The organism is Mesorhizobium sp. CA5 (assembly GCF_020165105.1).
Taxonomy (GTDB): Bacteria; Pseudomonadota; Alphaproteobacteria; order Rhizobiales; family Rhizobiaceae; genus Mesorhizobium.
This window is the reverse complement of the sequence record NZ_JAIUHJ010000041.1, coordinates 1-13,419: the sequence shown is the minus strand read 5'-3', so window position 1 is coordinate 13,419 and position 13,419 is coordinate 1. Positions and strand designations below refer to the sequence as shown.

Here is a 13,419-nt window from a genome sequence, read left to right as displayed (position 1 = left end):
GTGTAGCTATTGGTGCCGGCCAGCACCAGCGTTCCGGCATCCGTCTTCACCAGCTGGGCACTGCCGGTGAACGCCGAAGCGATCGTGGCCGTGTAGCCTGTGCCCGCGCTGCTGCCGTCACCGACCCGGATCGTCGACTGCGGCCCGAGGAGACCGATGTCGCCGCCCTGGATGACATAACCGTCGGTCGAGAACTGCATGCCGGCCGCCGTTGCCTGGCCGAGCCCGTTGTCCACCGTCACCGTGCCGGCCTGCCCGGCGAAGATGGCGAAGGCGCCGTCGGAATAGCCCGCGTTGATCGAGCCGGTGTCTTCAGTCCAGTTGTCGTTGCCCGAGGAGCTTTGCCAGGTGCCGTTGCCGCCGTTGATGGTGCCGTCGAACTTCGGACCGGCATCGCCGTCCCAATAGTTCAGGTTCAGCCCGTTTGCATTGACCAGATTGACCTGATGATCGACGGAGGTTTGCACGAAATAGTTCGAGGACGGGATGGAGCCGACGGACAGGCCGTTGTTGGTCAAGGTCCCGCTGTAATCGAACACGCGGTAGATACCGGGGCTGAAGGTGCCGCCTGGCGAGACAGTCACGTTGAGCGTGCCGTCGAGAACGAGATTGCCGCCGACGGTGGTCAGATCGTTGAGAGCTCCTCCAGCGACATTCGCCCGGCCAAAGCTGTAGTTGAGGATCGAGCCGCCGGCGAGCGTCAGATCGCCGGCGATGGCCAGCGTGCCCGGCGTGCCGTCGGCAGATCCTGGCGACAGCGTCGCGCCGTCGGCCACCGTGACATTGCCGCCGATCGTGCCCTTGCCGCCAAGCGTGGCGCCGATCCCGACCGAGGTAAGCCCTGTGGCCAGGCTGTTGTCGCCATCGACATAGAGCCCGCCTGCCGCAACGGTAGTCGGCCCGGCATAGGCATTGGTACCGGTCAGCGTCAGCGCCGCGCCGCCCGTCTTGGTGAAGCGGCCCGCGCCGCTGATCGGACCGGACAGCGTGAGAGCGGCGTCTGTCTGGAACGTGCCGCCGCCCGTGTTGAGGGTGACGTCGCGCGCCGAGCCGAACGCGGCAGTGTTTTGCAGCGTCGCGCCATTGTCGAACGACAGCGCTCCCGCCGCGTCGCCGAGATTGGCATCGGCCGAGACCTGTAGCGTGCCGCCATGAATGGCGGTGCCGCCGGTGTAGTTGTTCGTGCCGCCAAGCACCAGAGTTCCGAGGTCGGTCTTCACCAGCTGGCTGGCGCCGGTGAGGGTCGCGGCGATCGTTGCCGTGTAGCCCGCGCTCGGCAGGGTGCCGTCGCCGACGCGGATCGTCGCCTGCGATCCAACCAGCTCGATGTCCTGTCCTTGGACCAAGTAGCCGTCGGTAGCGAACTGCATGCCCGCGGCCTGCACCTGGCCATTGGTGTTGTCGACCGTCACCGTGCCAGCGCTACCTGCGAAAATTGCGAAGCTGCCGTTCGAGAAGGCGGCGTTTATGTCGCCGTCGGAGCCGGTCCAGTTGTCGTCGCCGGCCGCCCGCCAGGTGCCATTGCCGCCGTCAATGCCATCATTGGCCTTCGGCCCGGCATCGCCGTCCCAGAAGTTGAGCGTCATCGCGCTGATATCGACCAGGTTCACCTGACCTGCAACGGAGGTCTGCACGACGTGATCGCTCGACGTGGTATCAAGCCCGTTGTCAGTCAGAGCGCCGTCATAGCTGATGACGCGATAGATGCCCGGGCCGAAATTGCCGCCGGGCGCCTCCGTCACGTTGATCGTGCCGTCGAGCGTCAGATTGCCGTGCACGACCGTGAGGTCGTTATAGGCGCCACCGACGACGCCAGCCTGGCCGAACGAATAGTCGAGGTTCGAGCCGTCAGCCAGTTCGAGCTTGCCGTTGATGGTAAGGGTGCCGGGCGTTGAGCCCGGGCCACCGGGTGCCAGTCGGCCCGCAACGTCGACGAAGACATCGCCGCCGATGGTGCCGTTGCCGCCCAGCGTGCCGAAATTGACGTTGGTCAACCCAGTCCCGGCGCTCTGGTCGCCATCGATGTAGAGCCCGCCACCGCCGACAATCAGCGTGTTGCCGGCGTAGCTATTGTCGGCCGTGAGCACGGTGTTGCCAGTTCCGTCCTGGGTGACGCCGCCGCTGCCGGAGATCGTGCCGCCAAAAGCATAGAGATTGGAGCGGTTGAAGCTGAGCGTACCGTTGTCGACCACATCGCCGAGGATCGACCCGGTCGTGCCGCCGGTGCCCAGCATCAGGAGGCCGCTCGCAACAGTCGTGCCGCCGGCATAGGTGTTGTCGGCGCCGAGGATCAGCGCGCCGGTTCCCGTCTTGGTGAGCGCCCCTGCCCCGTCGACCGCGCCTTCCCACTGCACAGTGCTGTCGACCTGGAACGTTCCTCCGCCCACCAGAAGCGTCGCGTTGCGGCTGGCGACGATGCTGGCTGCACCTTGCTGGAAGAGCGTGCCGCCATCAAAGGTGACCTTGCCGGCAGCGTTGCCGAGATTGGCATCGGCGGTGATCTGCACCGTGCCGCCATTGATGACGGTGCCACCCTGGTAGCTGTTGGCGCCGCTGAGAACCAGCGTGCCGGCGCCGTCCTTGGTCAGCGCGCCGGTGCCGCTCACGGTGCCGTCCAATGCCAAGCTGGTCGCCCCATCGGTGTCGAAGGTGCCGCCACCGACATTGAGCGTCACGGCGCGCCCGGAAACGATATCGGCCGTCGTGTGCAGCGTGCCGCCATCGAGCGAAAGCCCTCCGGAAGCATCGCCGAGATTGCCGTCAGTCGAAACCTGCAGCGTGCCGCCATAGATCGCCGTGCCGCCGCTGTAGCTGTTGGCGCCCGACAGCACCAGCGTGCCCAGGTCGGTCTTCACCAGCTGGGTCGCGCCCGTCAGTTTGGAGGCGATCGTCGCGACATATCCGGAACCCGACGCCGACCCATCGCCGACGCGTATGATCGATTGCGGGCCGACCAAGCCGATGTCGCCGCCCTGGACGAGGTAGCCGTCGGTGGCGAACTGCATGCCCGAGGCCCGCACCTGGCCATTCGTGTTGTCGACCGTCACCGTGCCGGCAGCACCCTGGAAGATGGCGAAGCTGGCGTTAGCGAAGGGCGCGGCGAAGTTGCCGCTGGCATCGGTCCAGTTCTGGTCGCCGGCGGCCCGCCAGGTGCCATTGCCGCCATTGACGATGCTGTTGGAATGGGGGCCGGCATCGCCATCCCAGTAGCTGAGCTGCAGCCCCGCCGAGTTGACGAGGTTGACCTGGTTGGCCACGGAAGTCTGCACGAAATAGTTCGGGTCCGTGACATTGAGCCCATTGTCGGTCAACGAGCCGTTGTAGCTGATGATGCGATAGGTGCCGGGTCCGAAATTGCCGCCAGGGCTCTGCGTCACGTTGAGCGTGCCGTCGAGGGTGAGGTTGCCGCCGACATTGATCAGGTCGTTGAGCGGACCGCCGACGACATCCGCCTGGCCGAAGTTGACGTTGAGGTTGGAGTTCCCCAGCGCGAGGTTGCCGTTGATGCTCAGCGTGCCTGGAGCGTTGCCGGCCCCGCCCGGGCTTAGCGTGGCGCCGTCGACGACGGTGACGCTGCCGCCGATCGTGCCGGTGCCGCCCAGCGTCGCCCCGTTCGCGACCGTCGTCGGTCCTGTGGCGCCGGATTGATTGCCGTCGATGAGCAGCGTGCCGGCATTGACGTTCGTCGCGCCGGTATAAGTATTGGTTCCGGTGAGCGTGGTGGTTCCGGTGCCGAGCTTGTTGACCGCGCCGGTGCCGGAGATGGCGCTACCGAAGGTGTAGTTATTGTTCAGGTTGAAGGCGAGCGTGCCGTTGTTGGTCACGTTCGGCGTCGTCAGCGCGCCGGCGACAGCGCCATTGCCGATCTGCAGCGTGCCGGCGGCGATCGTCGTGCCGGCGCTGTAGCTGTGATTGCCGGTCAGCGTCAGCGTGGCTGCGCCTTGCTTGTTCAGGCTTTCGAAACCGGTGATCTGAGCGCCGTCGAGCGTGCGGCTGAGGGTGGTGGTCACCTGCAGCGTGTCGGAGCCGCTACCGCCGTCCACGCCGACTCCGGCGATCGTCGCAAGACCGCTCAACAGGAAAGTGTCGTTGCCGCTGCCAAGATTCAATGCGGCTGCGCCGGTATTCAGCGAACCGGCGGTAAGATTGAGGCTGTTGCCGCCTCCGCCAAGCGTGCCGTTGCCGAGCAACGCGCCGCCAGTGATGTTGATCGTGGCGCCGCCGGTCCCGCCCGTGAACAACGTCTGCGTGCCGCCGGCGGCCTGGACCGTGCCGCCGCCGACGTTGAGCTTCGAGCCTGAGTTCATCGTGATCGTCGGCGTGGTTATGGAGGCGCCCCCTCCGTTGCTCTGCAGCGTGCCAGCGTTGATCGTGATCCCCCCGGCGCTCGTGAGGCCGCCATTCACCTGCAGCGTGCCGGCGTCGATGCGCGTGTTGCCGCCGATCGCGTTGGTTGCCGAGGTGAGGATCGTCGTGCCGGTGCCGATCTGGGCGATGTTGCCGGAACCGCTCAGCGTGCCCGTGAAGCTGAAGGTGTCGGAGCGGTTGAAGGAAAGCGTGGAGGTCGCATTGGCGACGATGACGTTGCCGGCGCCGGCATTGCCGCTGGTGCCGCCATTGCCGATGATCAGGTTGCCGTCATTGATGACCGTGTTGCCGGTGAAGGTGTTGTTGCCGGTGAGCACCCAGGTGCCGCTGTCGTTCTTGGCGAGCGTGGTCGTGCCGCCGGGGCCATCGATGATGGTGCCGCCCATCGTGTTGAGCCCGGTATTGGTGCCGCCCAGCGCCAGCGTGCGGTTTCCGCTGCCGGTATAGGCGGCCGAACCGGTGTTCTTGAAGACGATCGCGCCGGTGCCCGAGGATTCGATGAAGCTGATGCCGGTCTGCAATGTGAACAGGCGATCCGTCTCGTCACCCGCGCCCGTATAGCGCAACGTCGAGCCACTGCCGATCACCAAATTCGTCGCGGCATTGGTTGACTTTCCGATCGAGCTCGCCTGATCGCCGTCGGCGAGCTTGCTTACCGCAAGCACCCCGCCGCTGATCGTGGTGACGCCGGTATAGGTGCTGGTCGTGTTGTTCAAGACCCACGTGCCGGCACCGGACTTCGTCAGCGACGTGGCGCCCACGGAGGGATCGTCGATGCGCGCTGAAAGCGAGTTGTTGGCCGTGTTGCTGCCGGCGAGCGTGAGCGTGCGGTTGCCCGTTCCCGACAGTGTTACCGCCGTGCTGGTGAAATTGATCGCGCCCGAGCCGGAGGCATCGAGAGTGCCGCCGCTCGTTCCGAGCGTGAACTGGCGATCCGTGCTGCCGGCGGCGCCGATATATTGCAGCGTGCCGCCGTTAAGCACCAGGTTGGTTGCCGCGGCGCTGGAATCGCCTATCGAGCTTGCGAACCCGCCATTGGCGAGACAGCTCACGGCAAGCGTGCCGCCGGTGATCGTGGTGACGCTATCGTAGGTGCTGCTGCAGCCGGAGAGCGTCTGCGTGCCGGAGACGCTTTTCGTGAGGCCACCAGTACCCGTGATCGCTCCACTGAAATTGAAGCCACTGCTAAGGGTAAGCGTGGCCGTTCCGAGAGCCACGCTGCCGCCCCCGTTGAGCCCGCCCACTGTGTTGTTGTTGTCGGCGAGATCAAGTGTCGCGCCACTGTTCACCGTCACGGCGCCCGTGCCGAAGGCGCTTGTCGAACCGGCCCGCAAGATGCCGCCGGTAATCGTCGTTCCACCGCTGTAATTGTTGGTCCCGGACAATATCAGCGTGCCGGGTCCGTCCTTACGGAGCGCACCGAGACCTGTGGCCTGCCCGCTGAAGGTCAGCGTGGTGGCCGCGTTCGCCACACCGATAGCGCCCGTTCCTCCCTGGAGCGTGAAGCCGCGATTCGTCGCGACCGTCCCGCCGGTATAGTTCAATGCGCCGTTGCTAAAAACGAGATTGGTCGACGCACTGCCGGACATGCCAATGTCACTGAGCTCGCCGCCATTGGCCAGGCAGCCGACGTTGAGGGTGCTGTTGCCAGTCAGCGTGGTGGCCCCGGAATAGGTGTTGCCGCAGCCGCTGAAGGTTTGGGTGCCGGCCGCGAGGGTGACCCCGCCCGTGCCGCCAATCACACCCGTGAAGTTGCCGTTGCTATTGATCTTGAGGGTGCCCGAGCCCAGCGTGACATTGCCACCGCCATTGAGCCCACCGACGAAGACACTGTTGCCGGCGAGGTCCACTGTCGCGCCGCTAGCCACGGTCATAGCGCCAGCGCCCGCGCCGGCAGCGTCGCCGCCAAAGGCTTGAGCAGACCCTGCCCGCAGGATGCCGGCGTTGACGGTGGTGCCACCGGTGTAGGTGTTCGTGCCCGACAGCACCAAGCTTCCGGCGCCGGTCTTGGTGAGGCTTCCCGCGCCGGCCGCCGTGCCGCTCATCGTCAGCGCAGTGCCGCCGATCACGTCAATGCCGCCGCCGCCCGCACCGAGTGTGAAGCCGCGGTTGGTGCTGGCGGTTGCGCCGATATAGCCCAGCTTGCCACCATTCTGCAGGACCAGGCTGGTCGAGGCATTGCTGGAAGCGCCAATGGAGCTGTTGATGCCTCCATTGGCGAGCGTGGTCACCGCAAGCGTGCCGCCGTTGACAGTGGTGGTGCCGGTATAGTTGTTGTTGCCCCCGGCAAGCGTCAGCGTGCCGGCGCCGTCTTTGATGAAATTGGCACCGTCGGGGCTCACCACCTGCCCGGAGAAGGACAGGTTGGCGGCGGCATTCGTCACGTTGATCGTGCCCGAGGTGGTGGCGCCCGAGCGGGCCAGGGTGAAGCCGCGGTCGGTGGAGGCGCTCGGCCCGGTATATTCGAGCGTGGCGCCTTGGATCATCAGGTTCGATGAAGCGGAGGTCGAAGCACCGATGGCGCTGGCGACACCGCCATTGGCGACCGAATTGATCGAGAGCGTCCCCTGGCTCACGGTCGTGGCGCCAGTGTAGGTATTGCTGCCGGACAGCACCACCTTGCCCGTCCCGGCCTTGCTGAAGCCGACGATGCCGGTGTTGTCGACAATGGTCGAGGCGATGGTGAAGGTGCCGGTGCCGTTCTGCTGGACGCCCAGCACGCCGCCGCCCAGCGTGCCCGTCATCGAACCGCCGGTGATCGTCTGGTTCGCCGCGCCCACTGAGGGTGCGACGATGATGGTGCCGTCAACGCCGAGGGTTTGGCCGCTCGCTACGGTCACCGTCGAGTTTGCGGCCGCGGTATATTGCAGCCCGCCGATCTGGATGCTGGCGCCGACCGTGTTGAAGAAGGGCGTGTTCGCCGCTCCGCCGGCGTCGCTCAGGATCTGGTTGGCCTGCCATAGGCTGGCATTGTCCTGGTTGACGTAATCGGCCGCGGTAAAGGCAACGATATTGCCGCCCACCACCTTGGCATAATCCGAGCCGTTGACCGTCGCCCAGCCGCCGAGCGCGCCGTCGGCATTGCTGGTCGCAATCGCGCCGGCGGTGGGCAGAACGAAATTGGCGAGGCCGCCGGTGCGGGTGATGGCGCCAAGACTGACGGTGGTGCTGCCGCCGGCGCCGGAGGTGGCGCTCACCGTGTTGTTGCCCGTGGTGATCGTGAGGCCGCCGAAGCTCTGCAGATTCGTCTCGCCTGCGGCACCCTTGACGGTCAACGTTCCGCCATTCATGACGAGCGGCGACGAGCCAGAGATAATGCCGCTGGTCGGCCCTCCGGCCGGCGAGAAGTCGAGCGCCAGCGTGCCGCCGCCGATCGTCGTTGCGCCCGTATAGGTGCTGGCGCCCGTCAACGTCAGCGTGCCTGCGCCGAGCTTGGTCAGACTGCCGCCGGTGCCGGTGATGCTGCCACCATAGGTGTTGGTGACCCCGGTGCCCAGATTGAGGGTAAGGTTGCCGCTCCCCATCGCGACGGCGCCGCCCGTGCCGTTTAGCGAGGTGGGCGCAAGATTGTTGCCATTGAGGTCCAGTATGCCGCCGTTGACCGTGACATTGGTCACGGTGCCGAAGGCCGAGGCGCTGCCGGCGCGCAGCGTGCCACCGTTCACGGTGATGGCGCCCGTGCGCGTGTTCGCGCCTGTAAGCACCCAGGTGGCCGCGCCAGAGCTGGCGAGGGTGCCCGTTCCGGAGATCACGCCGGATAAGGCGTTGTCTGCGCCGGCATAGCTGCCGCCGAAAGTCAGTGTTGAGCCGGCATTGAGCGTGGTGGTGCCGCTGAGCGTCAGCGCTCCTGAACCATCGTTGCTGACAGTGCTCGCGCCGCTGACCGACAATGCACGGTTGCTGCTTGCGCCGGCGCCGGTGTAGCTGAGGGTTCCACTGGTGAACGCTATGCTCGTGCCCGCGCCGAGAGAGCTGTTCACCCCGCCATTGGCGAGCGTGCCGACCTTCACGACACCGCTTTCGATCGAAGCCGATCCGGTAAAGCTATTGGCATCCCCGAGCGTGATGGCGCCGCTGGCGCCGGCGATGAACCTGAACGGGTTGGCCGTTGAGCTGCTGAGAACGCCCAACAGCTGCAAATCGGCGTTGGCCGCCGAAAATGCGACAGCCGTGCCCCCCGTGACCGAAACATTGCCAGTCAGCTTCAGGAGGCCGCTGCCGGAGTTCTGGATAAGAGCGGTCGGTGCGCCGATACCGGTGTTGATCTGCCAGTTCCGGTTGGATGTATTCCCGGTTCCGGTATAATAGAGCCCCGACACACCTGAGTTGGCCGACAAGCTGATCGTGTCCCCGGCGCCCAGGGCGCTGGCCTCGCCGATATTGCCTATCGAGGTGAACGAGGCCGCAGCCGCGCTGTTCACAAAAAAATTCACCGGACCGGCAAAGTCGTTCGTGTTGTCGCTCAGAGTGATCGAGCCGGTGCTGCCGACAGCGGTGACGTTCAACCCGCCGCTTCCGGTGTAGTGGGCGGATCCGGCGCCTGCTACCTGCACGGTGCCTTGGCCCGTGAGGCTGACGGTTCGCCCACTCAGCGAACCACTGGCACTTAAAGTCGTTCCCGCGGACAAGTTTACGACGTTGGTTGCGTTGCCCAGCGCGGCGTTCGAGCTGACAGACAGAATGCCCGTGTTGACGTTGATTGCACCGGTGAAGGTGTTTGTGCCGGTCAGGCTCAAGGTGCCGGCGTTGATATTTACATTTCCCGAAAACGTGTTGTTGCCGGACAAAGTCAAAGTGCCGCCACCGGCCTTGGTCAGCCCTGCCGTACCGGCGACGATTGAACTGATGGTGGCGTTCCCGGCTGCCGTGATCGTTGGCGTCGTGCCGCCGAGTGTCAGCGTACCGCCTGCAATGGTATAGCCGCTGACGTTGAACGTAAGGCTGCCAGCCGTGATCGGCGCACCAAGCGTGACCGTCCCCGCCGTGCCGGCGAAGATGGCGTTGTCCGGGGTGCCGTTGTTCCAGGTGACGAACGGGCCCGCCGTGGCATTGCCGGTGGTGTTCCAGAGCGCCGGCGCCGCGGTGTTCCAGGTTCCGGTGCCGCCAAGCTGAAGTCCCGAACCGTCGGCGTCCCAGTAGAGATCCGCGGCGCCCGCCTGGTTGGCCGCCAGGCCCGTGAGAAGCGCGAGCAGGACAGCGGCGCTACGCGGACGAGAGACAGATGCGATCATGTGGGCAAGGTTCGGCGCAAAGCTCGCCGCCTCGCCCTTCCACTTGGTCATGCGCCCGCCGCGCAGCAGCTGCGAGAAGATCGGCCTGTCAGCTTGCTTCGCCGCCCGTCCCCTGGAACCCCGACGCGCTTGGGAGGATGCGCGCCCGGGATGTAGGTCGCCGGTTTTCGACCTCGGGTCGTGGCCGCCGTCGTCGGCGGCCTTCTGGTCGTGGATCGTCCCGCCGCAGGCCAACCCAGCCATGTATTCCCCCTAAATTAGCAAGCAGTAATGCATTGTGCTCCGATGAATCAGAGCACAAATTGAAAACAAGGCATGGAAACGCTGCCGCGTATTTCAAGAAAAAGCGAAATTTTGCAGAAAACGGCGATCCATATCGCGGCCCGGGCGTCCTTGAATGAAAGTGTTACTCCAAAGACACAAGCTGTTGTTGTACAATGCTAATATAGGATTAACGGGATGCGGCCCGTTTCAGGACGAGGAGCGTAACCGGGTCGGTGTGGTGCCTCGGTATTTCTTCATCGCCGCAGTCAAATGGCTCTGGCTGGAGAACCCGCTGAGATAGGCCACATCGGCTATTGTCAATTGCTGCTCCGCGAGCACTCCGGCAGCGTGGTCAAGCCGCAGATCGAGCAGATAGCGGTGCGGCGATTTTCCGAAAGTTTTGGTGAATGCGTGGGTAAATTGACGGGGCGACAGGTTCGCTAGCGCCGCAAGCTCGTTGACGGAGATCTTCTGTGCAAGATTGACCTTCAGGAAGTCCTGAAGGCTGCGCGTTGCTTTCCGCGTAAGACCGCCCTTGAAAGGTTGGGGCACGACGTCGTCGCGCGCGGAATAGGCTTGAAGGAGATGCACGCCCAGGATTGCAATGAGGCGCTCGACGTAGAACTCGCTGGGGCCGTGCTCCTTTGTCAGTTCAGCTTTGAGCAATTGCGCGATGCGCAAGGCCGTGTGATCCACAGCACCGAAAGGCGGGGGCCCTAGTTCGGCTTGGCCCGAGCCGAATTGCTGCCGGGCAAGCTCTTTTAGGCTGTCATCCGGATAGACGATGATCGCGCTTTCCCGGGCCTTCGCCAGGTAGAGGCGAGCTTCGAGATGCGCCGGCTTGACAATGATGTCGCCTGCAGGAGCGTCATAGCGCTCGGCTTTGCTGTCGCCCAGTCCGGCGCACGTGCCCGGCGCGGATTCGAGGCCGACACAAACGACATGGTGACCGGCCGGCAAGGTGTGCGATCCGGACGGCGTCACCGAATATGCCGCCGCCCCTCGCTCTGTGGATATCGTCGAAGCGTCGGCCATAGAAAGGATCGAATCCAAACCAACTGAGTGAGGACCGGCATCTTGATCATGCTTCGAAGGAGCCATGCTAGTTTGGCCGGCAGTACGGGTCATGCGTTAGCATTGCCTAAAATGTATCCGCCTTGTGGGTTTGAGGACCCAACGTTAGTTACACGCTCACGTTCCGATGGAACGGCATTTTGTGATGTTGGCTACTTTGGGCCACCTGTCGGCATCCGACCAAGAACGCAATAACATTTGATGTTACTGGCTGGCGCAACAAGAAGCCGCTGCGCCAGGCTCGATGGCGCTCGTGCGTGACCTTTGCCCAAACCTTCATGGTTGGGATCCACAAGAGCAGTTGAGCTATTGTCGCAGTTATTGCTGCAGGGCCATGCGCAATGGACGACGACAGCAGGCCGCAGACCTGTTATTGCTACTTGTCAAACGACCGCTCGCCGCAGCACTCTTCCCCACTCCTCGATTCTCAGCCTCACTGATGACATTAGGCGGGCGCTTCAATCCATAAAAGAGCGCGTCATCGAACCCTTCGTTCGGAATTTTGAACATGGAAAGCCACCTGCCTTACGAACTGAAAGACATAAGCTGTTTCGTTCAGGTCGCCCGCGCCGGAAGCATATCCCGTGCCGCGGACACTTATAGCATTCCCAAATCGACGCTCAGCCACCACCTGCAGAGATTGGAGGATGCGCTTCAGGTGCAATTGTTCGTGCGAAAGCGCCGAGGGCTGGAGCTTACGGACGCCGGGAGGGAGTATCTCGACAATTGCGTGGCCATCTTCGACAGTTGCGAGAACGCCGCCAGCGCTGCGCAGCGTGCTCACTCGTCCATCAGCGGGAGTGTCCGTGTTATAGCCAGTTCCGAATTTGGGACGGCAATCATCGGCGCTGCGGCGCACTTCCTCCTGCGCGATAACCCCGACATCGATATAGACGTGAAGATCATCCCAAACGACAAGCTTATCGTGGGTGACTTCGATTTCGACTGCATGATCTATGTTGGCGAGCCGCCAAACTCGGCCCTGATGCGTCGAACCCTGGGCGCCATCTCCTACGGACTGTATGCCAGCCCCGACTTTCTGGCTCGGCATGGAACACCGGAAACAATCGCCGACATCGAACGGCTGAACGGCGTGGTCTACATGCGCAACAGCGTGGTCGAACGGTGGCGGCTGCGCAAAGACAAGACCCTCGCCGAGGCCAAACCGATCGGCAAGTTCAAAGTCAACGACTATTGGATGACGAAATACTTCACGGCAATAGGATCAGCGATCAGCTACCTGCCCGATTTCTTCGTCGAGTACGAAGTAGAGGCCGGCGCGCTGGTGCCCGTCTTGCCCGCCTGGCGCTCCGAGAAGCGATCCATCTATGCGCTCTACCCGGCGCAAAGACACCGCAGCCCGCGCGTCATGAAGTTCGTGGAGACCGTCTCTCGCGAGTTCGACGGGGTCATCCGCTATCCAGGCTATCTGCTGGTCAAGCTGCAGGAAGGCTCGGGCGATGAAACTCACCGTGGAGGATCGGCACCATCCACGGACGGCAAGGACATTGCGAGGCTCCGAACTGCGCCCGATCGATTTCCATCAGACCAATCTCCGCCTCCGAAGCTTTGAATAGAGCATTCTGAGCGTACGAGGTCCGCATAGCGGGCGAATCGTTTCGGCACAGTGACGTCAGCCGCGCTGCCAAGGGAGCGGATAACTGCAGGGTTGGGGGGCAGCGCGCCTCATCGACCGTGCCAGAGAGATCTGCTTTTCGGTAGTTCGCCTGAATGGCCCATACGGGACGCATAGCTGCCTTTTTCCGACATCGGGCCGTGGTGGCTGACAATACCCCAACTCAACCAACCGGCAGGCCATCGGCGCGCTGCTGAGGCTGAGGTCGTCATCAACGTCCGCGACGTGCGTATCCTCGACCAGACCATCGCGCCGACTAGCTGCTGGCCACAACCGCGCAATGAACGTCGAATCGGCGATTGCCTTCCCCGAAACGCAATAACCGTCCCGGTTGGACCGGGACGGTTATTGATTTATGATAAAATTGGTTGCGGGGACTGGATCAAGCCCGCCGTCACGATGTAGCGGTCCTGTGCCACCGCAAGTATCGGCCTCTGGTTCCGCCGCATCTGCCGGTCACATGTTCCGCAACTTCCATCAACTCAAATCGTGCCGGGCGTCAGCGAATGCGACTACCGTCCCCATCGAAGATGCAGGTGCGCGTGGGTTGGAAGCGTAGTGTGATAGTCTCGCCGAAGCGCGGCTGATCCTCGCGTCGTTCTGCGACGATCGTTTCGCCAGAGGGCAGCGCGCCATGGACATATGAGGTCGAACCCAGCCGCTCGGTGACGTCGACGGCGAGCGAAAGCACCACACCTTCGTCCTCATCGAGATGTTCCGGCCGGATGCCGAGCGTAACGTTGCGGCCGTTCTCGAGCCGGGCTTTCAAATGCGTGATGTCCATCCTCGCCTCGCCGGCCGTGAGCGCCTTGCCGTCATCGACCACCGTCGCCTTGAGAAAGTTCA

The 13,419-nt window shown here is 63.7% G+C and carries 4 protein-coding genes; 1 reads left to right on the top strand and 3 read right to left on the bottom strand.

Features of this window, described 5'->3' with window-relative positions:
• Both LB529_RS28810 and LB529_RS28805 read right to left on the bottom strand, forming a co-directional pair.
• On the bottom strand, positions 1-9,842 hold a 9,842-nt coding region (locus LB529_RS28810; RefSeq protein ID WP_224712965.1), incomplete at its 3' end, for an autotransporter-associated beta strand repeat-containing protein.
• 228 nt (positions 9,843-10,070) lie between these two features.
• Entirely contained in the window at positions 10,071-10,991 is a 921-nt protein-coding gene (locus LB529_RS28805) for a helix-turn-helix transcriptional regulator (RefSeq protein WP_224601136.1), read from the bottom strand.
• A 454-nt stretch (positions 10,992-11,445) separates the two neighbouring features.
• Here LB529_RS28805 and LB529_RS28800 point away from each other — a divergent pair, with 454 nt between their 5' ends.
• Complete coding sequence (locus tag LB529_RS28800) at positions 11,446-12,510, top strand: LysR family transcriptional regulator (RefSeq protein WP_224601138.1); 1,065 nt, start codon at positions 11,446-11,448, stop codon at positions 12,508-12,510.
• Between the two features lie 562 nt (positions 12,511-13,072).
• On the opposite strand, the gene LB529_RS28795 is transcribed toward LB529_RS28800, so the two are convergent.
• Positions 13,073-13,419: TOBE domain-containing protein (locus LB529_RS28795; protein WP_224712964.1), on the bottom strand; the 347-nt coding region annotated here is incomplete at its 5' end.